Genomic DNA, 25515 nt, shown 5'->3' on the forward strand with positions numbered 1-25515 from the left:
GTCGAACGCCTGATCAACAAGCTGAAGGCCTGGCGAGGAATCGCCACCCGCTACGACAAAACCCCGGACAGCTACCTCGCCGGCCTCCACCTCCGTGCCGCAATGATCTGGATCGACGACCTGCTGAAGACCGCGGAATGATCACGACATCACACAGGCCCTAGTAGTCCACGCGGTGGAGGGCGTGGCCATCGATGGTGATGGTGTCGTTGGCCTTGATGGTGCCGGTCAGGTCGGTGAGGTTGCCGTCGAGGTGGATGGTGTTGCCGTCGGTGCGGTACGTGCCCTTGTTAAGGCCGATCTTGAAGACGGGGCAGTTCTTCTGGTTGCAGACGTAGTTGTTGATCTGTTCGAAGCGGCCGTCCGCGGTGAAGGTCAGTTTCTCGATGTACTGGGTGATTCCGGGGCGGTTCTTGTCGACGGGCTCAGACCAGTGACCGATCAGACGTACATCGCGGGCGGACACCGAGGTCTCCCCGACCCTCGCCGCGGACGCGGACGCGGACGCGGAGACGGACACGGGGGAGGCGGCGGCTTGCCCTACGGAAGTCAGAACGGTAAGGAGCAGTAGCGCGGTGGTCAGCCCTGCACGGGTTTTCGTTGTCGTCGTCATGGCGGGAGAGTCTCCTGTCCGTGGTGGTGGCGGGTGCATCCCCGCCGGAGCTTCACCCGGTCGCGCCGCATCGCTGCCGCTCGGGGCGTGGGGAGGCGGGGGCCGTGCTGCTGTCGGACCCGGCACGGGTGCCGGCCGACACGGCCGGGGTTCCGGCAGCGGGCCAGGCTCTTGCGAGAGAGGTGGGTTCGCCCGGGGCCGGCCGGCGCCGGTGCCTGCGCGCCGGGGCGGTCGGGTTTTGCGGAGCGGCCTGTCGCAGGCCGGGTGAAAGCCCAGGTCAGCCGAGTGTGTTGTCCTTCGGGTGCGCCATGTGGTTGCCGGCGGATGCGGCATTGAGGAATTCGACAGGGTGGTTCGGTTCGATGCGTGCCGGTTGGGGTGCGGGCTCGTCGCCCACGAGATACCTCCGTGGTCAAGGGGGAGCACCGACCGTAGCCCTGAACCACCCCGGGCTGTATGCCCGCGCCCGCCGTCACGGCTCGTTCCGGGTGCCGTTCGGATGCCGAAACCGGCTCCACCGAGGCGCTCTCACCTGCCCACTCCTTCCCTTCGGCGGGCCGGCGGCGCCTGTTGATGATCGGCTGGAGATGCACCACTCGTCCGGACCAGTCCCCGCCGAGGCGGTGCTGGTGCCCCATAGCCGTCTCCTGACGCTCCTCTACGCCGGGGCACCGGCGCGGCGCGGCCCGCCTCAGCCGTGCCTTCACTGGTGCCCATTTCCTTTTCCTTCCAGCGCCCCGAGATGCCCGGAGGCCAGCGCGCTTTGGCCACCGCCGAGGCGTGAGCGGCTGGCGCCGGCGGGGGTCTCTCAGCCGATCTGATCGCCCTGCGTGCAACCAGCGGCGTGCGGTACCGGGCGGGCTGCCGCTCCCCGCTTGCCGCCCTTGCCCCTCTCGTCCCGGGCCGGGACAGGCCGTTGCTGGCGGAGGTGGCGCGGATTGCTCGGGTGGAGCGGGCCGCGGTGGCGTGCTGGCGCCGCTGGCACTCCGACTTCCCCGAGCCGGCCGGCGGTACGGAGGTGCATCCGGAGTTCGACCGGGGCGAGGTGTTCGTCTGGCTCCTGGCCGACGACAAAGATCGAGGTCCCCCACGTGGGTGCCGGCGGCCTGGCTGGTGGTGGCCGGCGGCGGGGGCGGTACGCACCGGTTCCGGCTCGATGACCCGTGGCTGATCCTGGCGGGCGACGCGGAAGGGGAGGACCGGTTGTTCGCCTGGTCCACCGGCGAGGACGCCGATGCGTTGGCCGAGTTGGCGGCCGGGGAATTCGGGGTGTCCGTGCGCCGGCGCACCGCGCCCGGCACTGCGTCGCTGGCGGTGCTCGGCGAGGTGCGGGTGTCGGAGGTGTTCCGTTGCCGGTCCGACCCGGCAAGGGTCTGAGCCGTGTGCCGCGCGCGTCGCGCGTCCGCCCGGCCGTGGCCTGCGCCAGCCCTTGCCCGCTACCGGTGTGCGCCCGTGCCTGCGCCCGGATCCCGGTCGGGGCCTGGCGGGGGAAGGAGTCCCTATCGATGGTGGATTAGGAGCGAGGCCGTATCGCCGCCGGCGGCACCGGCATTGTCCCCCCGGGCCCGGGCATGGCCTCATGCCCTCATCTTTGGTCAAGGGAAACGGGGCTGCGTTGGATCGGGGAGCCGGGCAGCATGGCGGTGTGGCTGATCCTCTGTGGGATGACGTGAGCTGCCTTCTCGGCCCGGACCTGATGAGGTCGCTGCCGGACGTGCGTAGCGTCCCGGATTTGTGCACCACCTCGACGCCCAGGAACGGCTGCGCCGCGACCCCGGTCTCCTCGCGACGGCGGTCGACGAACTCACCCCAAGACCTGTGCCAGAACCCAAAACTCAGCAACATCGCTTTCACGTGGAGCGAGGCGATCCCTGACCTGTGCGGCCGACCGGACAGGTCAGGCGTAAACCGGGAACGCCGATTGGAAGGCCAGACGATGGCCGGCGTCCGACCCGAGGCGGGTGAACAGGTCGTCGAGCGCGAGGTACTCCTCCCAAGGCTCCCGCCCCGTCGCCCCGGCCAGCGCCCTGACGAGCCTGTCCTCGAGGTCGGGGACGCGCTTGTCCTTCCATACTTTGTCGGCCGTGCTGACCAGAAGGTCCTCGATCGTCACCGCGGGGTCGTCCCACCTGGCGTGGGTGGCGGCGAACCGGGCCAAGGCAGGCGCGAAGCCGCGGCTCAGAAGCAGGTCACGGCCGGTTTCCTCGTGTGCTGATCCGGGCCTGGCGAGCTCCTCGGGGTGCAAGGTCTTACCCACGTCATGGGTCGCCGCACCGAAGAGGACGCCATCACGGTCGACGGCCGGCTCCGGATAGCGGTCCCGCACCCAGTCGACCAGTTCGACCGCAACGTCGTGGACCGCGCGCAGGTGCGCTGCCAACCGGGGCGGGGCGCCCAGGGAACGCAGAAGTTCCGCCACCACGGGCGGCAGCGGCCGCAGAGCAGGCTCGCCCGGGGAGTCCAGGGCGCGGGACAAGGAGTCCGTAGGTGTCGCGGTCATCCCGCAGACATTACCCATACGGTCGGCCCGGCAGGCAGTAGTGGTGCCGAAGCCCCGGGGCGAGTGCTGCCGCATCGTCCTGAGATCAGTGGCCCCGCGCGCCAACTGAGATGCATACCGGTGCCAACTCAAGTGCACAGGTGCCAACTGAGCTGCTCAGTCACAAGCAGGGCGTCGGGTTGGAATCCTGCCACCCTTCGAGTAGAGCATCTGGCCGTGATGCGCAGCATCGAAGGTGACTTCCTCCTCAAGACGATCGCTGGGTGGTGCCGGTAGTCGGGCACCATTGCCGGTCCCGGCGTCGAAAGCACCTTGAGCCCGCGACTCTATGTCCGCAACCTCCCGATGGGGCCCGGCGACTTCCAGATGGTCGAGCAGTTCACCGCCTCCGACTCGGACTTCGGATCTGTCTACGACGGGGGTGGCGTGCACGCCATCCCTGCCCTGCTCGACTACGACGACCCGGCAGTCGGCCCTGTCACCATCACTAGCGAGCCCGTACGAGCGCAGGGAGAGGCGGGCCGGGCCTCCGGCCAATGCATTGCGTGGGGCGGGCCCGGAGCTCAGGTGTGCTGGTGGCATGGCTTCTGCCTTCGGCCTTGGTCGGTCGTGGGGGACCGGCGTGGTCCGCGCCCGGTCGGCGTCATGGGCGGAACGTAGCTGAAGAAGGTACGCCGCAGTCAGCGCAACGGCACGGTCCTCGTCATCCGATAGCTCCTCAAGGGCACATGCCGCCTTCGTCCCCGGGACGGCAGCCAGCGCCTGGGCCAGCCTTCCACGTGCAGGCGCTTCAGTGGTGTCGTGGGCGAGGCGGTCAACGAGCCTGGTCGCGATCTGATCCGCCATCGAAGTGTCGCTCGCCATCACGCTCAGTGCATCGGCTGCATCGGTGTCGTTCATTCCTTCCGCGATCATGTCGATGAGCGTCGGAACCGCATCGGCCACTCCACGTGTCCCGAGCGCCAGAGCCGCATACCCGCGGACCACGACGTCGGGGTTGGCGAGGGCCTGCCGCAGCTGCGCGGTAGCCTCACCGCCGATCATCTCGGCGAGGGATCGAACGGCACGTTCCCGCACCGCGGCCACCGGTGAGCCGAGGCCCTCCGCCAGCAGTGCCGGGCCGCCGTCGCCCGACCGTGCCAGCGCCCATCGAAGGGCTCCGGCGACGTTCGGCTCCGTCTCGCTCAGTGCCGCCTCGACCAGGGCCTCCACCGGTACCGGAACCTCGCCGACCGAGGAAAGGGCCGCGCGCTGGCGCGCGTTGGCGCTCTTCGAGCTCAGTGCCTGGAGGAGCGCAACGACTTGGAGGACGTCCTCCCAGCCGGCGGGCTCCGCGGCATCGATCCGGCGCAGCCGCGTGAGCAGTTCGGTCTCGGCCGCGATGCGTTCGCGCGTCTGACGGATGAGGTCGCCGAGGAGCGCCGAGGGCGTGAAGTTGGGATCGTCGAGCGCGCGCCCGATCTCACGCAGCGACAGCCCCAGCGACCGCAGGCTTTCGATATGGAAGATCCGCCGGATGTCCTCCCTGGAGTACTCCCGATAACCGGAGCCCGTACGACCGGAAGGCCGTACCAGGCCAAGCGACTCGTAATGCCGGAGCATGCGGGCACTGACCCCAGACCGTCGCGCCACCTCACCGATCAACACGTCCTACTCATCCCTCCTGGCCGGGCCCGCCGAGAGCCACGACGCGCTTCGCTTCCTCGATCGCGAACTCGAATCCGGCGTCCGGGTCGCGCAGCAGCCGTTGTGTGGCGAGCGCGTGCACTCGCACGTGTGGGTCAGGGACCGTCGTCGCGGCACGCAGGGCCGGCGCAACTACTTCACCCAGCGCGACCAGTGCCTGGCTGAGACTCAGCTGCACCTCCCGCTCACCGCGCCCAAGCTGCGTCGCCAGCACCGCGGCCAAGGCGGACTCCTCGCCTTCCGGCACGAGCACGACCGCGGCCCGCCAGGCGCTCCGCGCCACTTCGTCGTCGGCGTCGGACAACAGTGTCCGTGTGATCGCCGGCCACGCCTGCCGGTCCCCGATCTTGGACAGCGTGTGCAGCGCCTGGCTCCGTGCCTGCGCACACTCCGAGCGGACTTCGCGGACGAGCTCGGGGAGCGTCACGGACACCGGGTGGCGGGTGAGCGCCCAGGTCAACATGTCGCGGACGAAGAACTCGGGCTCGATCGCGCATCGCTCGATGAGCTTGTCGACGAAGTGCGGGTCAGGCGTCGTGCCGACCGCCAGAGCAGCTCGCAGTCGCACGGATGAACGGCCGTCCTCCAGCGCCTGGAGCGCTCGTACCGGATCTGTGTCCTGTCTCGTAATCGTCATCGAGACCACCTCCTTGGCGAGCAGTGAAAGCCCTGTCACCGTGTCAAGGTCAAACAGAGCCCGCTGCACGACCAGCTCGGCCAAGCCGTGATCCAGAGCACTCGCACTGGCGCGTCTTGCCGAGTTCTCGCTCAGATCAGCGAACTGGCCAGCTCGGCCGCTCCACCACCCTGAGTACACCCTTGGCCAAGCGAGCCAACTATCGCGCTCAGTCACAACGGGTGTGACTGATTCCCAATCGTGCCACCAAAATGGGAGTGCAGGGCCCGCCATGGGAGTTCGGGGCACTCCCCGACGATGTCCGCTCGGCCGTGCTGGAGTGGCTGGACGGCATGGCCCGGTGCTCGAACCACGGGTACGGGTGGCAACCGGATCAGGTCATCCCCCCGTGCTGGCTCAGCACCCCGGGCTGGCCCTCGACCTCGCCGGGTTGGCCTTCGGCCGCCTGGAACTCGCGCACGAACCGGCCGACGCGCTGATCGTCTGGCACGAGCGCTACGAACGCGCACTCACCCGCTGGAACACGGCACTCGGCCGGACGGCCGACGACTGCAGAGCCGGCCGTCACGAAGCCCGGCCTCGCCCACGGCAAGAACGGCCAGGCCGCGCCCCCACCCCGTGATTTCAAGTCGGACCAGGATCCGGCCCAGTGGCTGCCGCCGTCGGCGGAGGCGCTGTGCCGGTACGGCGCAGAGTGGACGGCGACGAAGCTGCGGTGGGGTCTGGCGGTGGATGAGACGGAGCGGGACCGGCTGCTGGACATCGCGGGCGGGCTGCGGCGGCGCCGACGTGGAGTTCACTCCCGCCCCGTAGCCGCAGGACAGCAGGGCAGAGGGGCGTCACCCGTCAGAGGTGGCGGCCCGGTGGCGGCCCTTACGCATGCTTGGAAGCGGTCCTTTGCCCGCCCGGGCCTGGTGGTGGAGATCAGCGCCGACAGGGCCGTTGACCGGGGCGTTTTCCGTCACCCGCCGGGTCGAGGTCGCAGCGAGCTCTCGTGTGCTCCTCCTCGGCACCCGTGCGGCCTATCACCTCACAGAGGGGCGCCCGATCGACGCCTGTTGATGCCGGGACACGTGTGCGCGCCGTGGTACGGGATATCAGAAGCCAAATCGGCCTGTGATCGCGAAAGGTGCCGCCTATGTCTCAGGAGCAACGTAAACCGGGGCAAAGACTGCGGCTGCCCGTGAAGGCGGCCCTGCCCGGCCGCCACCCGCACGAGGACAAGGCGCCCGTCACCGACCGGGTGGTCTTCGGCGTGACGGCCGTGCTGACCTTGGGCTTCGTGATCTGGGGTGCCACGGCCACAAGCGCGCTGGAGAGCGCCTCCGACACCATGCTGAACGGCCTGATGCACAACGGCGGCTGGGCGTTCGTCCTGGTCGCCTCGGGGTTCGTCGTCTTCGCGCTCTGGCTCGCCATCAGCCGGTACGGACGGATCGAGCTGGGCCAGGAGCACGAGAAGCCGGAGTTCAGCACCGTCTCGTGGGTCGCCATGATGTTCAGCGCCGGCATGGGCATCGGCCTGATGTTCTACGGCGTCAGCGAACCCCTCGCGCACTACACCACTCCGCCGCCGGGCACCGACCCCGCCGACTCGGCGGACGCCATGCAGACGGCGCTCGCCACCACGCTCTTCCACTGGACGCTGCACCCGTGGGCCATCTACGCGGTGGTCGGCCTGGCCATCGCGTACAGCACCTTCCGGCGCCGCAGGCGGCAGACGATCAGCGCCGTCTTCGTCCCGCTCCTCGGGAAGACGCGCGCCGAGGGCGCACCCGGCCGGGTGATCGACATCCTGGCGATCTTCGCCACGCTGTTCGGCTCCGCCACGTCCCTGGGACTCGGCGCGCTCCAGATCGGCAGCGGCATGCACGAGGTGGGCTGGCTGAGCAAGGCCGGGACGGGGCTGCTCGTCGCCATTATCGGCGTGCTGACCATCTGCTTCATCTTCTCCGCCGTCTCCGGCGTGGAGAAGGGCATCCAGTGGCTCTCCAACATCAACATGGTGCTGGCCGTCATCCTCGCGGTCTTCGTGTTCATCGTCGGCCCCACCATCCTGGTCCTCGACCTGATCCCCACCTCCCTCGCCGCGTACTTCGACGAGCTGCCCCAGCTGATCGGCCGCACCGAGGCGTCCACCGGCGGCGGTGACGTCGCCGACTGGCTGAGCAGCTGGACGGTCTTCTACTGGGCCTGGTGGATCTCCTGGACGCCGTTCGTCGGCATGTTCATCGCCCGCATCAGCCGGGGCCGCACGATCCGTCAGTTCGTCGGCGGCGTCATCCTGGTGCCCAGCACCGTCAGCCTGGTCTGGTTCGCCATCTTCGGCGGTACGGCCATGCGCCTGAAGGAGCAGGGAAGCCTCGGCGACGCGACCACGCCCGAGGCGCAGCTCTTCGGCGTGCTCCAGGAGTTCCCGATCGCCGGCGTGATGAGTCTGCTCGTGATGATCCTGGTGGGCATCTTCTTCGTCTCCGGCGCCGACGCGGCGTCGATCGTGATGGGCACCCTCTCCCAGAAGGGCACCTTCGAACCCGCGCGGTTCATCGTCGTCTTCTGGGGCGTGGTGACCGGTGGCGTGGCGGCCGTGATGCTGCTCGTCGGTGAGGGCAAGGGCGACGCCCTCGCGGGCCTGCAACACTTGACGATCCTCGTCGCGGCCCCGTTCGTCCTGGTGATGATCGGCATGTGCTGGGCCCTCTTGCGGGACCTCCGCCGGGACCCGCTGATCGTCCGCGGCCAACTCGCCGAGGAGGCGGTGGAGGAAGCCGTGATCGCGGGCTACGAGAAGTACGCGGGTGAGTTCGAGATCCGCATCGGCCCGGCGCAGGACGAGGCACCCGGGGAAACGAAGGACGACCGCGACCGCAAAGACCCGGGAGACCCGCCCCCGGCCTCCTGACGGGCACACCCGCCATACGCCGCACGGCCCGGCCGGGCCTGGCGCCGTCGGCCGGGTCGTGCGGCTCGGCCCCGGTGATCACGTGTTACAGCGTCCGGGGTGGCCTCCGTCGTCCTTGGGTCGGACCCTCTTCCCGTCCGGCCCGGACCCCAGGTCCAGCATGGCGAGGAGCGAGGCCAGGTCGTGGGGGCTGGTGGTACGGGACGAGACCGCCTCGTGGGCTCGCTCGCGACGGCCGACGGCGCCCGCAGAGGTGTCCCGGCGCCGCGGCCCGCCCGTGACACCCGATCCGGACCCACCCTCCCCGCCGGAGCACGACCGGTGCTCGGAGGCGGTCACGCAGATGGCGGCGATACCTGCGCCACGGCGGCGCCGGGCGCTCCGGGCGACGACGGCCAGAGTCTCTGTCAGGAGACGCGGGCCGAGCGCGGTCGGCCGGAACAGCGAGCCGACGGGTACCCGCCGGGCGGTGCGACGGGCGTCTGCCATGTCGTGCTCCTCCTCGTTCGGTTAGGGCCCTGGACCGGGCGGCGGTCAGGACCCGGATGTCGTGCGATCCGTACGGCTGCCGGCCGGGGGACCGCGGTGCGGCAGCCGTTTGGCCCGCCTCAGCGGGAGCCGGCGAGGAAGGCCGCGACCGCCTTGGCGCGGTTGGCCGTACTGGCCGCGGCCGCTTCGACGGGGCGGCGGACGGCGTTTACCGGGTGCCGGTGGTCGAGCGCGTGGCGGGAGCGGTAGGCGAGTGAGGGCTTGCCGTGGGTGTCCGCGGCTGCGATGAGGAGCCCTCCCAGTGCGGAGAGGTCAGTCAGGAAATGAGCGCGCTGCCGTGCGCGCTCCTCCAGGTCCTCCACCGTCCCAAAGGCATGTGCGGTAAGGGAGGTCGGCACCAGGGTGGCAGCGAGCGTGAGCGCGGCCAGGCGCGGGGCACGCCCCGTTGCGAACAGCAAACCCGCTGCGGCCTGGATCGTGCTGGTGACGCGTACCAGCTGCAGCGGATCCCCGGCAAGGACCGGGACACGCTTCCCGACCGCCCGGACGACGGGTTGGGCGACTTCCCCGACGGCCTCGGGTTGGCCCAGGGTGCGTAGTCCGCCGGTGATGAACGGGGTGGCGAGCAGGGGGCGGACGAGCTTTCGCAGGGCAGCCATGTCCCGCTGCTGCCCAGACCCGGCCTGTCCATCCGCTCCGAGTCAGTCCGTCTGCCGCCTCGCCCGGGAGCACATCCCGGCGAGGGATCGGGCCGTGAGTTCTCGTCCGTGCCACAGGGCCGACGCGGCGCCGACGACCAGGGACGGCGACCGACGGGCCCGGCTCGTCCTGTGGCGAGGGCGGCGGCGGTTACGTGCCGCGAGCTGAAAGAACCTCAGAACTCACCGTCGACACCTGTGACCGCCGGAGGTCCCAGGGGCGCGTCCTTCTCCGAGAACCCCAGCTCCTCAAGGGCACCGGCCAGCAGGCGGACGGCGTCGTCCTCGGCCGTGGCCCGGCATGAGGCCTGGACTTCGAGCCGGACGGAAAAGGTACCGCCCTCGTGGACCGTGAGCAGTTCCACGTCTTCGGTCTCGCTCAAGTCGGTGTGGTGCGAAGCCAGCCTCCTCGCCAGCTCGGAGCGTGCTACATCGTCGACGTCCCTCAGGAACGTGCCGGGCACGGTGATGACGTAGGTGGTCACTGCTGCCTCCTGTCGGCTGGCAAAGGCTGAGCCTCGTTGTGGGATGCCCCGGTGCCGCGCTTCGAACCCCTCAAGCTCGACAGATCAGATTTTGCCGGTTCCCGCCCCGAAGCCCCGCGTGTCTGGGCTGCTGGGCCAGGTCAGTGCTGCGACCGTTCATCGCTCACAGGGACCTCTTCCGGGTGCGCCCGCGAGGGCCGTATCTGAGTCCACTCGGAGAACCACCAGGCGCCGGTGACCACGCCGGCCCACACCAGTCCGCTGAGGAAGGCCGACCGCCACGGGGCATGTTCGACCACTCGCTCCACACCTGTCATCACCACGCAGCTGATCACCAGGACCACGGCTGTACGCACACCTCGATGGTTGAACATGCGACCCACCTACCCCAACCGCACGCGTTGAACAGGAGGCCGTGCCCCGCCAGGGCGAGGAAGAGCCGGTAAGCGGTAGGCCCAGCGCTGAATAGAGCCGCCGGTACCGGCCAGGAGGGTGGGTAAGGATTCGGACGAACTGGATGGAGGATGACGATGAACTGGCGCCACGAGGCCGCCTGCCGGTGGGAAGATCCCGACCTCTTCTTCCCGGTGGGCTCCAGCGGCCCGGCCCTTCTCCAGAGCGAGGAAGCGAAAGCGGTGTGCCGCCGTTGCCCGGTAAGGGAGAACTGTCTTCAGTGGGCCCTCGAAGGAGGGCAGGACTTCGGTGTGTGCGGCGGCATGAGCGAGGAGGAACGTCGGGCCGCCAAGCGGCGGGCGGCTCGGGCCCGCGCACGATCGGCAGGCTGAGCCGCGTCTGGCAGACACGCTCGCGGCCCGTATGCCGTACATCGCGAGCGGGCCGGAGGACGAGCAGGGCCTGCGGAACCGGTTGAATGCGGGGCCGATGGAGGACACGACCGGGCACCAGGGCCCGGCCTCGGAGCTCGCCGGGCCGCCTGCTCGACGCCACCTTCCGCGCCCCCTCCCGCAGCACTGAGAGGCCCACCTCGCCTGGTCACTCATCACCCTCATGACCAGACGCATCACCCGTGGTGGAAAGCCCCGCAACGACAGTTGGAAGAAGAGGGCGGCACTCGCTTCACCGCAGGATGACTTCGACGCCGTGGTCACCGAAGATCTCTAGAAGTATGTCGAACAGGGTGACTGTGTCCCCGTGAATCGTGTCGTGTTTGATCAGGCGTGACCTTGCAACCTCCGAGTGGTGCCACTCCAAGGTGAAAGGGGGAGCGACACCCCAGCGTCCCCTGAGGCAGCCGTCCAGGGCACTGAGGTACCACCCGAAGTATCCGCCGGGTCCATTGACTGCCTCACCGAGCGCACAGTAGAAGCTGTCCTCGTCCACCACTTGTTGGCCGTCCAAGGCGAACGTCTACCCGGCCGCCGAGTCCCCAGGCCTCCCACGGTGCCGGTATTGGTGGGACCAGAGGGCAATCGAGGGAGGCCAGTAGCCCACTTAGGCCGTTCCCCGGCATGACCTGCTGTCTTCATTGCCACCCCCATGAGCCGTCGATCCTGCAGAGGCCATGCCAGGCAGCGATCAACAGGCCGACAAGCGCCGCACAACCTTCAAAACACTCACTGAACCCCATCTGGGCAATGCAGTACGGGGCCGACGTCGCGGAGCGCCGGTGTCGCGGGCCACTGAGTGCCTTATTGACGGCTTCTCAAAGGGCCTGGTGAGAGGGGGTTTCCCGGGAGTTTCCCGTTTCCCGTCGCGATGGGCGACCCGCGCTTCCTCGACACGGAGGGGTGACGGGGCACAGTCTCGGAGTGCCCGGCGGACGGCCGGTCCGTGCTCCGTACGACGAGCACGCCGACGAACACCACGACGAGCACGCGACCCGCGGGACACCGCGACGGGGACGGGGGACGGACATGGCGATGCGGAGAACGGTGGGGGCGGCGGTGGCGGCGGTGACCCTCCTGGCGGCGTGGGGAGGTGCTTGCGGCACCCCGGCGGCCGCGGCAACGGCACCGAAGGCGGCGGGGTCGTGCGACGTGCTCGCCCCCGGGGCCTCCGCGGTGGCGGAGGGGGCCGTACGGGCCGCATGCGAACAGATCGGCGTCTGGTACACCTGGGGCGGCGGCCACGGGCCGCAGCCGGGGCAGACGTACGGTCAGGTCGACCCGAGCGACCCGGACAGCGCGCACGACCCGGAGCGGCTGGGCTTCGACTGCTCGGGACTGGTCCGGTACGCCTACGCCCGCGCGGCCGGCGGCGACCCGCTGCCCGGCAACTCGTACCACCAGTTCCACTCGCCGCAGGTGAAGCAGCGTTTCGCGGCCGCCCAGGGGACCGCGCCGCTGCTGCCGGGGGACCTGCTGGCCTGGGGGTCGGGGGGCTCCATCCACCACATCGCGATCTACCTGGGCGCGGGGAAGATGGTCGAGGCCCGGGAATCGGGCACCCGGATCACCGTCAGCGACGTACGGCTGGGCGGGGACTACGCGGGAGCGGTCCGCATCGCCGCGGCGGCGGCTCCCGGCACGTTCAGCACCTGGGGCACCGATGTGTGGACCCACAAGGAGCCGTCCACCACGAGCCCGCGGGTGCACCGGTTCCCCGGCCCGACCACGGTGCGCGTCGAGTGCCAGAAGCACGCCGAACCGGTGACGGCGGAGGGCTACACCAACGACGCATGGTCCTACCTGCCCGAGTACAGGGCGTGGATCACCAACATCTACGTCAAGGGCGCCGCCTGGCTGGACGGCGTACCCACCTGCCCCTGAGCACCACCCGCACCACTGACCACGCACACCCATCACCCGGCTCCCGAGGGAGCCCTTTCGAGGAGGAAGCATGTCCGCACGCAAGAAGATCGCCCTGGGTCTCGCCGCCGCCGCACTGGCGGGCGGCATGGCCACCGTGACCGGGCCCGCCGAGGCGACGCCCGCCACCGGGAAGAGCGCGGCCGCCGAATGCGGCGTCCGCGCCGACGGCAAGCTGTGGTGTGGCAACCGGGTCGGCGCCAAGGGCTACGAGCACCGCCGGTACAACTCCGCGGTGCGTGGGCCGCTGAACACGAGCCCCAGCTGGTTCCAGTGCTGGGGCCGCGGTGACCAGCACGCCGGCGGCAACAACGTCTGGTACTGGACCCAGCTGGACAACGGCCAGTGGGGCAACGTCGCGGCCGTGGACGTCCACACGTCGGTCGACCCCGCGCCGGGCCTGCGCGAGTGCTGACGCTCTGAAGGCCGCCACCTCCCCGCTGGGAGGTGGCGGCCTTCGCGCATCGCCCGCAACCCCCGCCGCCACATCTGCGGTGTCCCCGCCTTCGACCGCCCTGATCCCTGTTGCCCGGGGTCCTCCCGGCGGGTGAATCAGTGCTGTTCAGGCCTGGGCCGGCTTGGGGGAGTCTGCGGGCAGGGCGAGGCGTCGACCGACTACCCGCGCGACCGCCTCCACGCCGTGCTCGACCTGGCCGACGCCGTCCACCAGTGCGGCGAAGGCGACAAGGCACGAGACCTGCTCGATCAGGCCGAAGCCTCATCGGCACAGTCAGCTCTCAGCGCATGTTCCACCGGCACCAGGCCCTGTCCTCGGCCGTCGCCGCGCAACTGCCGGGCGACGACCGGGGGCTCGTCCGGCCAGCTCAGTCCTACAACGGGCCGACGTCCCGAAAACGCGGCCGCCCATCTGATCACCCACTGTTCCCGCGTTGAGGGGCTGTGGTCATAGTGGGCTCATGAGTAGATTTGCGGAGGTCATCGTCCTGGCTCGCGGAGCCGAGGAGGTGATGGAGCCCCTGACCCGCCCCGACGAGAACCGGGAATGGCACCAGTGCTTCACACGGGTGGACGACTGGGTGTTCGCCGGACTGAGCAGGCCGTCCGAGCGGTGCTACACCTGGGTCACCCAGTTCATCCGCCACAACTGGCACGGGCTGCTGAGCCACCTGGAATCTCTGGACTGGCCGAACCCGCACTCCGTCCAGGTCCTCGTCCGTGACGAGGACGACGACTGCTTCGGCCTGTGGATGATCTATGACGGCAAACTGACCGAGGTACCGCTACCGCGCACAAAACGAGAACCCTTCTCCGCGTCCCTCACCGGGGTCCTCTCCCGGACCGACCGCTACCCCCTGTCTGGAGAGCAGGGCTGAGACCTGCCAAGGCGGGGATGCACACACCTCTGGCAGCGCCGGAGGTGTGTGCATCCCCGCCGGCCTCGCGGACTGGCGAACATCGACCTCGCCTGTGTCAGCGGTCAGTTCGAATTCCCCGTCGGCTGCTCACCGCGCCGTCGGCGGCCAAATGACGGGAAGTCACCTGGCCGCCGATGACTACTGAACGTGAGGGTTGACGTCCTATCGCCGGGCAACGCCGGTCCTCGGGAGGCAGCAAGACAGTCAGGCGGGCGAGCCTTCGGACTCAATCATCTTGACCAGGTTGGTGACGTCCTTGTGGAAGGTGAACTCACGCAGGAGCGTGGTCCATCGGCCGTCTTGCCACCGCCAGACGAAGTTGTAGAGCACCGGGACCCCCTCCTTGACCCGGCGCATGATGATCGACCCATGGCCGTCGTACACGCTGGTGGCCAGAAGACGGACGTCGTCGAGTGACTCACCCACCTTCAATCCCTGGTCCCGCAGAGCACGGAAGCGCCCCATGAACTGTTCCTTCGTCAGGGTCACTACCTGGCCTTCTTCGTCGAACCGAATGTTCTCGAAGCTCGGGTCGTAGAGGGCATCCAGCCCCTCCACGTCCATGGCCAGGCCGGCGTTCAGGTACTCCCACATACGATCCACGAGCGACTGATTCACGATCGGCTCTCCCCCATCACTGGTTCCGCGCACACGGGTCATACGGGCGGTCGTGGACGGCATGAACGTTCATGGACGCCACCGACCGCATCCCCAAGGTCGCAGCCCCCACCGACAAAGTGCCGACAGCTCGTTGTCCACCACCGACAGACGTCCGACACCGCTGTAGCAGCCACAGAGGGTGACGTCATAACTGGCCGTACCGGGGAAATTCAACTGGCCGCCGACACTCGCCGCTGTTCGTATGCCTCCCGCAGCCGCGAACAACTACTGCTGACAGTCCGTGAACAAAGCCAACCCTGATCGTCACGAAATGTGGGCCACAGCCCTGAATTTCCCCACCCCCTGCTTGCCCGTTCCTCAGACTTGCTCGCCTCGATTCCCCACCTCGTACCAGCGTGAACAGGACAACGGCTCGCTCTCCTAGCCTGCGGGCCGTTGCCGATCGGGGCAGGTCAGGACCATGGGTCGCAGTCATCGTGGGTGTCAGGTGCGACGGGGCGCAGCATTCTGTGGAGGCATCGGTGCAACCCGTTGCCATCGCTGTCCTCGACCGACGCATCCATGGCAGCCGGGCCATCAGACGGGCTGTCTCGTCGGTGGCGAGGTTGTCCGAGTCATCTGTAAATCGCTGGCGCGGCATGCAACCGCGGTGGATGATCCGCAGGGTCCGGGGCCGCCGAGAGCCCTCTCCTCCTGCTTGAGAGGAAGTTGTGATGACCGTTGCCGAGTCCAAGCCGTCCGGGTCCCGGCCCGAAGTCCGCGTGGCGGCCGGGAGGCTGCGCGGCATCCGGGAGGCGGGTGTGGCGGTCTTCCGTGGCATCCCGTTCGCCGAGCCACCGGTCGGCGTGTTGCGCTTCGCCGCGCCGCGACCGGCAGGGGGCTGGAGCGGGGTGCGGGAGGCCCTCTCGTACGGCCCACCGCCCCCGCAGGGCGGGCATTTCGGCATGGACGCGCTGTCGCAGGACGCGGCGGGCGACGACTGGCTGACGGTCAACGTCTGGTCGCCCGAACCCGACCCGGGCGCGGGGCTGCCGGTGATGGTGTGGATCCAGGGCGGCGCCTACGTGATCGGCATGTCCGGCCTCCCCGAGTACGACGGTGGTCGGCTCGCGCGGGACGGTGGCGTCGTCGTGGTGACGTTCAACTACCGCGTGGGTATCGAGGGCTTCGCGCAGATCGAGGGGGCTCCTCCCAACCGGGGTCTGCTCGACCAGGTCGCCGCACTCGAGTGGGTGCGCGACAACATCCGGGCCTTCGGCGGCGACCCTGACCGGGTCGCGGTTTTCGGGCAGTCGGCGGGTGGGGGATCGGTCGCCGCGCTGCTGGCGATGGACCGTGCGGCCGGGCTCTTCCGCCGGGCCGTCGCGCAGAGTGTGCCGGGCACGTTCTTCTCGCCGGAGCTTGCCGCGGACATCACTGCGGCCTGCGCCGCCGAGCTGGGGCTGCGGCCCACGGTGGCCGACCTGTCCGGTGTTGCCCCGCACCAGCTGTCCGCCGCCGGTGACACGGTAGGCGCCAAGATGGCCCAGTGGGCGCAACGCTGGGGCCTGCCCGCGCACAGAACGATCCCCTTCTCGCCCGTCGTCGACGGCGAGGTCCTGGCCGTCACACCGTGGCAGGCCCTGACCGACGGCGCCGGCCGCGACATCGAACTCCTCGTCGGCCACACCCGCGACGAGCAGCGCCTGTTCACCGCCATCAACGGTCTGCTCGGTGAGGTGAGCGAAGAGCAGGCGGCGAACGCCCTCCATGTCTTCGCACCCGGCCCGGACGGCGCGCGCCGCTACCGCGACGCCTTCCCGGCGGCGGGCCCGGACGAGCTGTACGAACTGGTCCATTCCGACTGGCTGTTCCGCATGCCGTCGCTCCACCTCGCCGAGGCCCAGACGGCTGCCAGCGGCCGCGTGTATGTCTACGAGCTGGCCTGGCCGGCCCCGGGCATGGGTGGCGCCCTCGGCGCCTGCCACGGCCTCGACGTACCACTCGTCTTCGGCAACCTGGACCGCGGCCAGCCTGCCATGCTGATCGGCGAAGCACCCTCCCCGGAGGCAGAGGCCCTGTCCGCCCGGATGCGCGCCGCATGGGCTTCGTTCGCCGCCCACGGCGACCCCGGCTGGCCCGCGTACGACACCGGTCAACGTCTCGTTCAGCGCTTCGACACCCGGCCGGCCGTCACTGCCTACCCGGAAGAGCCCTCTCGCCTGATCTGGCAGAGCCACACCTTCCCCGTGCTGCCGCTGATCAGCCGGTAGCGCGGACTGGAGGGACCCCTCTCCTATGCGGAGATGGCTGAGGACACCGCCGCCTTCGTCGAGTCGGTCGTCGCGGGTACGGCCGATCTCGTGGGGTGGAGCGACGGCGGGATCGTGGCTCTGCTCGTCGCCATCGCCCGTCCCGACCTGGTGAGGAAGATTGTGGTCATCGGAGCCAGCTTCCTCCCGAGCCCGCAGCGCGCGGTGGTGCCGGAGATGCTCGACCACGTGGAGCCCGGCGGCCCCGAACTGGCGATGTTCCGCGAGATGTACGAGGCCGTGTCACCCGACGGCGCCGACCACTGGCCCGTCATCGTGGGCAAGAGCGCCGACATGCTCCGTACGCAGCCGAACATCCCCCCCGCAGGACCTGGCCCGTATCGGCGCGCCCGCACTCGTCCTCGTCGGGGACGACGACCTGGTCACGCTGGAGCACACGATCGCCCTGTACCGCGCGATCCCCGACCCCGAGCTGGCCGTCGTACCCGGAACGTCGCACGCGCTCATCATGGAGAAGCCGGAGCGGGTCAACCGGATCATCCTCGACTTCCTCGGCTGGGAGCCCGTCCCGACGCTGCTGCCCATCCGGCGCGCACGGCAGTAGGTACGGGGATCACAGCCAACCGCGGCGCTGGGCCTGGAGGGCGAGCTGGAAGCGGGTCGTGGCGCCCAGGCGGGCCATCAGGACCTCCACACGGCGGAACAGAGTGCGGCGGCTGATGCCGAGTTCGCGTGCGATGTCCTCGTCCGACACCCCGCCCGCGAGGAGGGTGAGCATGCGGCGGTCGGCGGGCAGCGGGCGCTGCGGTGGGACGGTGGCGCCGCGCGGGGGCGGTGTGCGGGAGGCGTACAGCGGCAGCGCGCTCTGCCAGGTCTGCTCGAACAGCGCCACCAGAGCCGAGAACAGCCCGCACGGGCGGACGATGAGCAGGGTGTGGTGCACGTCGACCTCGTGGATCGACAGGGATACCAGTGCGCAGGCGTCGTCGATGATGATCAGCTTCACCGGGACCGAGTGCACGACCCTGGCCTGCTCGCCGGCGGCGATGCACGGCTCGATGCTGCGGCTGAAGTTGCCGGGGTACTCCAGTGACTCCCGGGAGTACACCACCCGCTGGGTCACGCCCCGGGCGAGGGTGGCGAGGGCCTCGTCGGTGGCGGTGGGAATCGGGAAGTACGGCGGGGAGTCGAACTGGCGGATCTGGCTGCAGGCGCCCGCCCAGGCCTGGCGCAGGCGGGGGCCGATGTCCTCTCCCGTGACGACCTCGACCAGGTCGTTCTTGAAGGCGGCCGGGCGTCGGCGGCGGGAGGAGTCGAAGGCCCCGGCGACGGTGATGCACGAGGCGTCGAGTTCGGCGGCCCGGAGGCGGCCGAGGAACTGCAGGCCGGCGGCGGGTGGCAGGGGGGCGACCGCCTCGCTGTCGCCGACTGCGGCGCTGCCGAGTCCTGCCTCGACCAACTGGGCATAGCCGGCGGCCAGTTCGGGCCCGTCGAGGCCGGTGGCGGCGCCGAGCTCGGGCAGTCGTACGGGCGCCAGCTCCAGCAGGGCCAGATAGAGCCTGACCGCCCCGGCGCCGATGCCCAGTCTTCGCAGGGCCTCGCCGACTTCGCCCGTCGCCATGGACGGAAGGTACCAACGCGGTGCGGCGGCCGCACCACCAAGGCCGGAGAAGGCCGGGTGGTGCGGCCGCGCGGGACCATGCTTCGGCTCGGGTCCGGGCCCCGGCCCGGACCCGCGTCAGTAGTCGATCGTGTTGTGGTAAAGGCAGGACAGGGCGCCCGCACCCACGTCGTGGCCGTCAGCGGCGCGGTGGCTCCAGAACTGGTTGAAGCTGCCGGAGACGTGGCTGAGGAAGGTGCTCCACAGCGGCCCCGCCGGGTTCTCCGCGCAGGTGTCGCCGGGCTCGTTCGCGGTGTCGGACAGGTCGATCATCGCGCCGAGGACCCGGCCCTCGACCGTGTCGCCGTTGTCCCAGCCGGAGGTGCCCCAGGTCGGCCCCTCCAGGTCCTGGGTGCGGCCGCCGGGCCAGCGGAAGGTGGGATCGCCGAGCGCCACGACGCCGAACCAGGTGGCGAAGCCCTCGGTCCAGGCGCAGCCCGCCGAGCTGGTCTTGGTGATGTAGTGCGGGCTGCAGTTGGGGGAGGAGGGGAAGGCGTCCTCGTAGACGTCGTCCATCATCGCGTGGCCGAACTCGTGCAGTACGAGCACGGGGGCGTCGGGGTCCTCGGCGGCGAGATGTACGGCGTTGCCCTGGAGCGAGTAGTACGTGCCGTCGGTGGAGTCCGGCGCCCAGTTGACCAAGCCGCGGCGGCAGGTGGTGTCCCGGGCGTCCCAGCAGCTGCCGGGCTTCCAGTTCCAGCCGGTGTTGACCGTGTCGAAGGCCTCGACCCCGCGCATCAGAGCGGCGTCGTCCGGCTGGAAGGCACCGATGCCGGTGGTGGAGCCGGTGGGTACGTTGGCGTGGACCGGGGTGGCGAAACGATACGGCTGGCGGGACTTGCCGTTGCGTATCACCCAGTGCTGGTTCTCGGTGGCGAATTGGACGTAGACGTCCTGGCCGCCGCCCTCCTCGTCCGCGTTGTCGAAGCAGAGCGTGAAGCCGCCGTCGGCTCCCGTGACACCGGTGGCGAGGAGATCGTCCGTGCCGCGCGCGTCGTCGTCGTAGACGGCCACACGGGCGTTGGCGGAGACCCGGGTGACGCCACCGTGGTCGACGTAGTTCCACGAGCCCGTCGCACAGGCCGTACCCGCCGCGGCTGCCGGCGCCGCCGGGTCGGGGGCCGGCTCGGCGGGGCGGTGGACGAGGCCCGGGCGGGCGCGGCTCGCGTCGGCGGCCGCCGGCGCCGCGGCGCTGACGCTCCCGACCGGGATGCCGAAGGCCGACTGGCGTGCGCCGACCGTGAGGAAGACGCTGCCCGCGTCGGTGTCCGCCGGGTCCGCCGCCGAGGTGGCGGTGGCGCGGATGCCGACCGGCCCCTCGGCGACCGCGCGTACGGTGCCGCTCAGCCTCCACGGGCGCTGCTGCCCCGCCCGGCCGGTGCCCTCGGCCCGGTGCACGCGGCCGCCCTGGACGGGGACGAGCGAGGCGGCCGTGGAGGTGCTGAGCCCGGCGGGCGCGGTCACCCATTCCAGACCGGCGGGGAGCTGGACGTCCAGGCGTACGTCCGTGTCGCCGCCGACGGTGCCCACCTCGATGTCGAGCCGCGCCGAACCGCCGAGGACGGGGGCCTCGGACAGGTGCAGCGTGACGGCCAGGCAGTGGCCGCGCTCATCGGTGCGGTCCGCGTACGTCTGCGCGGCCGGCCGGCATCCGGCGGCGCCGCCGGCCGCGGCCGCGGCCGGACTCCCGCTGGGCAGACCGGCGAGCGCCAGCAGCAGTCCGCACACGGCGGCGCGCACCGCGGTGCGGCCGGGGCTCCGCCGACGGTGGTGTCTACGACTCAGGTGCATGGGGGTCCTCTCCGGTGGGGGAACTTGCTGCGGCAGCGCGTTCTACCGGATCCGGACCCCGCGCGGTGGCCGATCAGTGTCACCGGCGCGAATCGGCACGTCCCGCAAGTCGCAAGCACGCCAACCTGGTTGGCGTGGCTGCGGAATTAGGTGTCAGCGGAGGGCCCCGGGGTGCTGCGCCGCGCGCCGCGCCCCGCGGCAACTGCGGCCGCTACGACCTCTTTCGGGCGCACCACCGAGCTCGCCACCCACTACGGGGCACTGGTGGACCCGGCCCGCGCCGCCCGGCCCGAAGACAAGCCGCGGGTCGAGCGGCCGATGCCCAAAATTCGGGACTCATTCTGCGGGGGCGGGAGTTCACCTCGATCGAGCACATGCAGGCAAGGCTGTGACCTGGAGCCAGAAGGTGGCAGGCGTACGGCAGTGCCGGCCGTTGCAGGGAGCCTCTCCGATGGCGGTGCTCGAGGCCGTCGAAGCCGAGACCCTGCGCTCGAGTAGTTCCTCGGCAGCTCGGCCGGGCTCTCGCCGGCCACGGTCACTCGGTTGACCGGCCAGTGACAAGCCGATCACAGGGTTTTCGGTGAACGTGACCTGACGGGCAGCGACTACGTCTACGTGTGGGCCGACGGCATCCACCTGCGGATCCGCCTGGCCCGAGGCCAAGTCCTCCGTCCTGGTTGTCATGGGCGTGCGCGCTGACGGCACCAAGGAGCTGATCGCGATGGCCGACGGCTACCGCGAGTCGGCGGAGTCCTGGGCCGATCTGCTGCGCGACTGCGCACGGCGCGGGATGCACACCCCGTCTCGCCAACGCGGACACCTCGTCGAACGCCGCGAGACCCTCGCGGCATGACCGGCCTCAACCACCCTCACCTTATTGATGGTTACCTACGTGAAGGCCCGCGTATGCCTGAGCGTGGAGTCGCGTCGCTCGCCTGTTCCTACAGGTCAGCAATGACAAGCCGGTAGCCGATGTCGAGTGTTTCGCGGTTGAGCAGGTCGGCATGGCGTTCGTGCCACAGGCCGGAAGACAGGTCGTCGGACAGCCGGGCCAAGCCCGGACGGAGTACCTCCTCGCCGGTCTGGGCGAGCATGGATATGCCGGCACGCACTTCCGGATCAAGGTAGGCCTCGGGTCGGCGCCAGAAGGCGGCGCCGAATCCGGCGGTGCAGTCATGCGGGATCGGGACCGTCTCGATGCGGGCGCCGCCCAGCAGCGCAATCAGCCGGTCGATCGCGACGGCCCGCGTGTCGTCGAACGCGGCTACCTCTGGCAGATACTCGTCCACCAGCCAGAACCGGCGGAGGATGATCTGGCGGATGCGCCGAATTGCCCAGCATCTGGCACCGGAGCTCGCGCCGCGCCTGCTGGGCGAGCAGCAGGCCGGAGCCGCCGAGGCCGAGCTCCAAGCCCTGGCTGCTGAAGGTCTGCAGGAGGCCTACTTCAAGGACGCAGGCCGTCGGGCGGGGGATCTGCTGGTGGAGTTCACGGACATCGACTAATCGACATCTCCTACTGAGACCGATACCCGAGATCGCCTCACGCAGCCCCGGGTTGAGCCGAAGCACGACAGCTGACAGAAAAGCAGGCTTGTTGTCACCTGGCGAGCGGCCGTAGTGAGGACGGTCGCCCTTTCGGGGTGGTGCCCGGGTCGGCCGCCGACCCGGGCACCCGGTTCACGCCGCTACTCCATGAACTGGAAGGTCCACGCCTGGTCTTGGTCGTCGACGTCGAGTGGCCTGAGGGCAATGCGGGGCGGGAAGATATTCAGCAGGCTGAGGTCCAGGCCCAGCTCCTGGCCGTCGATGGGGCCTCCGGGGACGACGACGTGGAAGGTGTGCGGCTGCGTGCTCTGGTAGAGCGCCCACTCGCGGGGCTCGGGGAATCCGACGACCGGCTTGTTCATCTCCGGGTCACCGTCGAAGGACAGGTACGTTTCGCTCCTGAGATTGCGGATCGTGCAGTTGCCGTTGCTCAGTACCTCCAGTTGCCATTCCTGCTCGCCGGGGGTGCCGGTGGGAGGCAGCAGCACAACGGGTGTCTTGGGCTCCGACGACCCTCCATCCATCGTGAGCAGCTGCTCACCAGGACGGGCGATCGTGTAGGTGCCGTTCGGTACAGATGCCAAAGCCGAGTCCATTTCTGACGTGCGGTGCCCGCGTGGGGCTTCGCTGATCTTTTGGGCCGACGAATCCCTTCCCCGCCAACACGCGACAAAGTTCGGAAAGGCTCTGTGTCACCCTTCAGGACTACAGCGAATTCGTCTTGCCGTTCGATCGACTCGTTGAGGTGTACTCCGGTGCCTTGAGTGACGTGCCCGGTGGCAGTTGCTCTACCCATCCCATTGTCTGACAGGCAGCGCGCCGATCGCGGCGATTACGCCGCCGGTTCGCTGCGTCGATAGCCTGCCGGGATGAGTGAGCAGGTGGGGCGGGGCGGGGCTCCGGCAACGGTCGAGCAGGTTGCCACGGCGATGGCCGTGTAAGGCGGGGATGGCCTTGCGGCGGTCTTGCCGGCGATCTCCGTGACCATGCCGATGACTAAGCCGGTCACCTCGTCGAGCTCGGGCCCGCCGCTGAATCCGGTAGTGAGAAGCCATCCGCATACCGATCGATGGGGCTGTCGGTTCGAACGGGGTTCCGGGCGGTGTGCAGCCGGATGACGCCGGAGGCCGGCGGACTGGGCACCGCGGGTGAAGGAGCGGTAGACGTCGCGGCCGATGCCACACAGATCGTAACCGGACGATCACGTGCCCTCTGGCGGATGGCACTCCTGGTGAGTGCGGGCCTGTGCGGCAAGCGGGTGGGACGGATTCCAGAGCCGATCGGCTTCACCGCGGGCGACATGGTCCTCGTAGATCCGCACCTTGTGCCGCATCACATCCAGGGTGTCCTGCAGCTCGCGGATCTGCGTCTCCACGTGGTTTTCGTGTCGGCGCAGCAGCTCAAGACGCTCGTGTTCGGTGCCCGGGCCCTGACGGGCCAGCTCGATGTACTGCCGGATCACCGCCAGGGACATGCCGGAGGAGCGTAGCTTCGTGCAGATGGCCAGCCACTCCAGGTCTTCTTCGTGATAGATCCGGCGGCCGTTGGACAGGCGGCGCACCGGGTTGGCGAACAGGCCCTCCCGCTCGTAGAACCGCAGCGCGTGCACGCTCAGCCCACTGCGTTGTGCCACCTCACCGATGCTCAGGTCCATGAGCGCCCCTCCCTCACATAACTGTTGATCTAGACCCGACTCTAGGTTCTAGCGTCGGGGTGTCGGCCCATCGGGCCATCGGAACAGGGGAGAACATGAGCGTTTGGTTTGTCACCGGGGCATCGCGTGGGCTCGGCGCGGAGATCACCCGGGAGGCGCTGGACCGAGGGCACAGCGTGATCGCTACGGCGAGGGATGCGTCAGCGGTGCTCCGGGCGTACCCCCAAGAGCCGGACGGATTGCTGGCGGTGAACGCGGACGTGACCGAACCGGAGCAGCTGATGGCTGCGGTGGAGGCCGGCCTGGCAAAATTCGGCCGGATCGACATCGTGGCCAATAACGCCGGTTACGGCCTCATCGGCGCGATCGAGGAGATCTCCGACAAGGCCGCCCGGGCGCTGTTCGACGTCAACGTCTTCGGCGTGCTCAACACGTTGCGGGCGACCCTGCCGACGTTGCGCGCCCAGCGCTCCGGACACGTCCTGAACATTGGCTCCGTGGGCGGCTTCGCCACCGCTCCGGCGGCGGGCTTGTACGGCGCGTCGAAGTTCGCCCTCGAGGGCGTCTCCGAGGCGCTACACGGCGAGCTGGCCCCGCTCGGCGTCCGCGTCACGATCGTGGAGCCGGGCGGGTTTCGCACTGACTTCCTCAGCAGCTTGAGCATGCAGGTCGAACCGGCCTCCATCGCTGACTACGTCGCCGGCGCGGGGCCGGTGCGCGAGGCACTGGCTAAGAACGACGGCCGCCAGCCAGGCGATCCGGTGAAGGCAGCGAAAGCCATCGTCGACATCACCGAGGTCGCCGAACCGCCACTGCGCCTGCAGCTGGGCGCGGACGCAATCGAGCGCGTCGAGGCGAAGCTAGATCTGGTACAACGCGAACTTGACCAATGGCGCCATGTAGCCCTCTCCACCGGAACCTGAGAGGCCATCCCCGGTTTGAACGCGGTTGCCTGATCAGGTGATTACACCGGGGCCAACGCATGAAGGAAAGGGCCTCCTCGGTAGCTCGGAGTTGCGAAGCTCAAGCACCGAGGAGGCCCCGTTGCCACAGTCTTGCGTGACCATGCCTGTCGCGTCCAACTCCCGCGTTTCGCCGTGCGATTGCCTCGCGCACCGGTTCGGCAACGCCGCGGACCGGCCGGATCGGACTGCGTGCTACGGGTCCGACATGAGCGAGGCGGAGTGGCAGATCGCCCGGGAGGCCCTGCCGGTTCCGGCCCGGTTTGAGGGCCGGGGCGGGCGGCCGGAGGGCTACTGCCATCGTGTGATGCTGGATGTGATCCGCTACGTCGTCGACAACGGGGTGAAGTGGGCCAACCTGCCCCGCGACTTCCCGCCATTTCGGCGGGTGCACGCCTTCGCGCGACGCTGGCAGGCCACCGGGCTGCTGGCCGAGTTCCACGACCGGCTGCGCGACCGCGTCCGCATCAAGGAGGGCCGCTCGGTGGATCCGACGGCCGCGATGTCCCACCCCAAGCCCGCCAAGATCTGCTTCACCCGCATCCCGTCGGCGGCCTCCGGAGCGGCGAGCACCCGCAGGATCTGCTGATACTCGGGCGCGAGCACCTTTATGACGGCGTCCCTGGCCCGGTGCGGAACGACCGAGCCGGCGACCGCACTGCGGGTCAACCTGCCATCCTGAACGGGCTGTTCACGAAGGACATCGGCCACCGTTTCCCGCGCATCGGCCAGCCTCGCCAGGGTGTTCTCCGCCGCCGCGAGCGCGGTCTGCACCCGCTCGGCTTCCTCCCGCAACCGCGCGACCTCCTCGCGGGCCTTCTTCTCCCGAGCCTCCAGCATCCCGAGCACCGACGGCATGGCCACCTCCACGGACAA

25 protein-coding genes and 4 pseudogenes are annotated in these 25515 nt (G+C 69.6%); 14 read left to right on the top strand and 15 right to left on the bottom strand.

All coding sequences use genetic code 11. The annotated features are described in order from the left end of the window. Window positions 1-160: 160 nt before the first annotated feature. Window positions 161-466, bottom strand: coding sequence for a hypothetical protein (locus tag ACGFYQ_RS40170; protein WP_393752044.1), 306 nt, complete (start codon window positions 464-466; stop codon window positions 161-163). A gap of 1242 nt (window positions 467-1708) precedes the next feature. Here ACGFYQ_RS40170 and ACGFYQ_RS40175 point away from each other — a divergent pair. Next, window positions 1709-1990: a hypothetical protein gene (locus tag ACGFYQ_RS40175; protein ID WP_393752046.1), complete on the top strand. Its 282-nt coding sequence runs from the start codon at window positions 1709-1711 to the stop codon at window positions 1988-1990. A 520-nt stretch (window positions 1991-2510) separates the two neighbouring features. Here ACGFYQ_RS40175 and ACGFYQ_RS40180 read toward each other — a convergent pair. From ACGFYQ_RS40180 to ACGFYQ_RS40190, 3 genes and pseudogenes are all read right to left on the bottom strand, one after another. Continuing rightward, the gene (locus tag ACGFYQ_RS40180; RefSeq protein WP_393752048.1) at window positions 2511-3113 is read right to left on the bottom strand and encodes an HD domain-containing protein; all 603 of its coding nucleotides are present in this window, start codon (window positions 3111-3113) and stop codon (window positions 2511-2513) included. A gap of 648 nt (window positions 3114-3761) precedes the next feature. Beyond that, window positions 3762-4760: pseudogene (locus ACGFYQ_RS40185) on the bottom strand (MerR family transcriptional regulator); the annotation flags it as partial. A 7-nt stretch (window positions 4761-4767) separates the two neighbouring features. Next, entirely contained in the window at window positions 4768-5436 is a 669-nt protein-coding gene (locus ACGFYQ_RS40190) for a HEAT repeat domain-containing protein (RefSeq protein ID WP_393752106.1), read from the bottom strand. Between the two features lie 388 nt (window positions 5437-5824). Here ACGFYQ_RS40190 and ACGFYQ_RS40195 point away from each other — a divergent pair, with 388 nt between their 5' ends. Together ACGFYQ_RS40195 and ACGFYQ_RS40200 are read left to right on the top strand one after the other, a co-directional pair. Continuing rightward, window positions 5825-6058 carry a hypothetical protein gene (locus tag ACGFYQ_RS40195; protein WP_393752050.1) on the top strand — a complete coding sequence of 78 codons (234 nt, stop codon included), beginning with the start codon at window positions 5825-5827 and terminating at the stop codon, window positions 6056-6058. Between the two features lie 516 nt (window positions 6059-6574). After that, on the top strand, window positions 6575-8338 hold the full coding sequence (locus tag ACGFYQ_RS40200) for a BCCT family transporter (RefSeq protein ID WP_393752052.1): 1764 nt from the start codon (window positions 6575-6577) through the stop codon (window positions 8336-8338). Window positions 8339-8416: 78 nt separating this feature from the next. Here ACGFYQ_RS40200 and ACGFYQ_RS40205 read toward each other — a convergent pair whose 3' ends face one another. From ACGFYQ_RS40205 to ACGFYQ_RS40220, 4 genes are all read right to left on the bottom strand, one after another. Continuing rightward, window positions 8417-8827 (bottom strand): hypothetical protein, encoded by a 411-nt coding sequence (locus ACGFYQ_RS40205; protein WP_393752054.1) that lies wholly within the window; start codon window positions 8825-8827, stop codon window positions 8417-8419. Window positions 8828-8946: 119 nt separating this feature from the next. Then, window positions 8947-9486, bottom strand: coding sequence for a DoxX family membrane protein (locus tag ACGFYQ_RS40210; RefSeq protein ID WP_393752056.1), 540 nt, complete (start codon window positions 9484-9486; stop codon window positions 8947-8949). Between the two features lie 215 nt (window positions 9487-9701). Continuing rightward, complete coding sequence (locus ACGFYQ_RS40215; protein ID WP_393752058.1) at window positions 9702-10010, bottom strand: hypothetical protein; 309 nt, start codon at window positions 10008-10010, stop codon at window positions 9702-9704. A 140-nt stretch (window positions 10011-10150) separates the two neighbouring features. Then, window positions 10151-10366: a hypothetical protein gene (locus ACGFYQ_RS40220; RefSeq protein WP_393752060.1), complete on the bottom strand. Its 216-nt coding sequence runs from the start codon at window positions 10364-10366 to the stop codon at window positions 10151-10153. Window positions 10367-10540: 174 nt separating this feature from the next. Between ACGFYQ_RS40220 and ACGFYQ_RS40225 the strand changes: the two genes are divergently transcribed. After that, window positions 10541-10795, top strand: a complete 255-nt coding sequence (locus ACGFYQ_RS40225; RefSeq protein WP_393752108.1) for a WhiB family transcriptional regulator — start codon at window positions 10541-10543, stop codon at window positions 10793-10795. 292 nt (window positions 10796-11087) lie between these two features. On the opposite strand, the gene ACGFYQ_RS40230 is transcribed toward ACGFYQ_RS40225, so the two are convergent. Further along, on the bottom strand, window positions 11088-11369 hold the full coding sequence (locus ACGFYQ_RS40230; RefSeq protein ID WP_393752062.1) for a barstar family protein: 282 nt from the start codon (window positions 11367-11369) through the stop codon (window positions 11088-11090). Between the two features lie 410 nt (window positions 11370-11779). Between ACGFYQ_RS40230 and ACGFYQ_RS40235 the strand changes: the two genes are divergently transcribed. The 3 genes from ACGFYQ_RS40235 (at window position 11780) to ACGFYQ_RS40245 (ending at window position 14112) form a co-directional block, all read left to right on the top strand. Beyond that, entirely contained in the window at window positions 11780-12739 is a 960-nt protein-coding gene (locus tag ACGFYQ_RS40235; protein WP_393752064.1) for a C40 family peptidase, read from the top strand. Window positions 12740-12809: 70 nt separating this feature from the next. Beyond that, a complete protein-coding gene (locus ACGFYQ_RS40240) occupies window positions 12810-13193 on the top strand; it encodes a hypothetical protein (RefSeq protein ID WP_393752066.1) in 384 nt (127 codons plus the stop codon). Between the two features lie 502 nt (window positions 13194-13695). Beyond that, window positions 13696-14112, top strand: a complete 417-nt coding sequence (locus ACGFYQ_RS40245) for a hypothetical protein (protein ID WP_393752068.1) — start codon at window positions 13696-13698, stop codon at window positions 14110-14112. A gap of 246 nt (window positions 14113-14358) precedes the next feature. On the opposite strand, the gene ACGFYQ_RS40250 is transcribed toward ACGFYQ_RS40245, so the two are convergent. Continuing rightward, window positions 14359-14772 carry a hypothetical protein gene (locus ACGFYQ_RS40250; protein ID WP_393752070.1) on the bottom strand — a complete coding sequence of 138 codons (414 nt, stop codon included), beginning with the start codon at window positions 14770-14772 and terminating at the stop codon, window positions 14359-14361. A gap of 716 nt (window positions 14773-15488) precedes the next feature. Between ACGFYQ_RS40250 and ACGFYQ_RS40255 the strand changes: the two genes are divergently transcribed. Both ACGFYQ_RS40255 and ACGFYQ_RS40260 read left to right on the top strand, forming a co-directional pair. After that, window positions 15489-17027: a carboxylesterase/lipase family protein gene (locus ACGFYQ_RS40255; protein WP_393752072.1), complete on the top strand. Its 1539-nt coding sequence runs from the start codon at window positions 15489-15491 to the stop codon at window positions 17025-17027. Between the two features lie 160 nt (window positions 17028-17187). Next, window positions 17188-17502 (top strand): annotated as a pseudogene (locus ACGFYQ_RS40260) (alpha/beta fold hydrolase); the annotation flags it as partial. A gap of 138 nt (window positions 17503-17640) precedes the next feature. On the opposite strand, the gene ACGFYQ_RS40265 reads toward ACGFYQ_RS40260, so the two are convergent. Then, entirely contained in the window at window positions 17641-18648 is a 1008-nt protein-coding gene (locus ACGFYQ_RS40265) for a LuxR C-terminal-related transcriptional regulator (RefSeq protein ID WP_393752074.1), read from the bottom strand. Between the two features lie 117 nt (window positions 18649-18765). Continuing rightward, a complete protein-coding gene (locus ACGFYQ_RS40270) occupies window positions 18766-20478 on the bottom strand; it encodes a hypothetical protein (protein WP_393752076.1) in 1713 nt (570 codons plus the stop codon). Between the two features lie 237 nt (window positions 20479-20715). Between ACGFYQ_RS40270 and ACGFYQ_RS40275 the strand changes: the two are divergent. Beyond that, window positions 20716-20965 (top strand): annotated as a pseudogene (locus tag ACGFYQ_RS40275) (IS21 family transposase); the annotation flags it as partial. 11 nt (window positions 20966-20976) lie between these two features. Continuing rightward, a pseudogene (locus ACGFYQ_RS40280) lies at window positions 20977-21280 on the top strand (transposase); the annotation flags it as partial. A gap of 139 nt (window positions 21281-21419) precedes the next feature. Here ACGFYQ_RS40280 and ACGFYQ_RS40285 read toward each other — a convergent pair. Next, a complete protein-coding gene (locus tag ACGFYQ_RS40285) occupies window positions 21420-21767 on the bottom strand; it encodes a hypothetical protein (protein WP_393752078.1) in 348 nt (115 codons plus the stop codon). Window positions 21768-21798: 31 nt separating this feature from the next. Here ACGFYQ_RS40285 and ACGFYQ_RS40290 point away from each other — a divergent pair, with 31 nt between their 5' ends. Then, the gene (locus ACGFYQ_RS40290; protein WP_393752080.1) at window positions 21799-21981 is read left to right on the top strand and encodes a hypothetical protein; all 183 of its coding nucleotides are present in this window, start codon (window positions 21799-21801) and stop codon (window positions 21979-21981) included. Window positions 21982-22163: 182 nt separating this feature from the next. On the opposite strand, the gene ACGFYQ_RS40295 is transcribed toward ACGFYQ_RS40290, so the two are convergent. Together ACGFYQ_RS40295 and ACGFYQ_RS40300 are read right to left on the bottom strand one after the other, a co-directional pair. Beyond that, complete coding sequence (locus ACGFYQ_RS40295) at window positions 22164-22607, bottom strand: hypothetical protein (protein ID WP_393752082.1); 444 nt, start codon at window positions 22605-22607, stop codon at window positions 22164-22166. 617 nt (window positions 22608-23224) lie between these two features. After that, complete coding sequence (locus tag ACGFYQ_RS40300) at window positions 23225-23677, bottom strand: MerR family transcriptional regulator (protein WP_393752084.1); 453 nt, start codon at window positions 23675-23677, stop codon at window positions 23225-23227. 95 nt (window positions 23678-23772) lie between these two features. On the opposite strand from ACGFYQ_RS40300, the gene ACGFYQ_RS40305 reads away from it, so the two are divergent. Next, window positions 23773-24600: an oxidoreductase gene (locus tag ACGFYQ_RS40305; protein ID WP_393752086.1), complete on the top strand. Its 828-nt coding sequence runs from the start codon at window positions 23773-23775 to the stop codon at window positions 24598-24600. A 247-nt stretch (window positions 24601-24847) separates the two neighbouring features. Continuing rightward, window positions 24848-25228, top strand: a complete 381-nt coding sequence (locus ACGFYQ_RS40310) for a transposase (protein WP_393752088.1) — start codon at window positions 24848-24850, stop codon at window positions 25226-25228. Window positions 25229-25515: the final 287 nt, after the last annotated feature.

Origin of the sequence: Streptomyces sp. NPDC048258 (assembly GCF_043201995.1) — a bacterium.
In the GTDB taxonomy this organism is placed as follows: domain Bacteria; phylum Actinomycetota; class Actinomycetes; order Streptomycetales; family Streptomycetaceae; genus Streptomyces.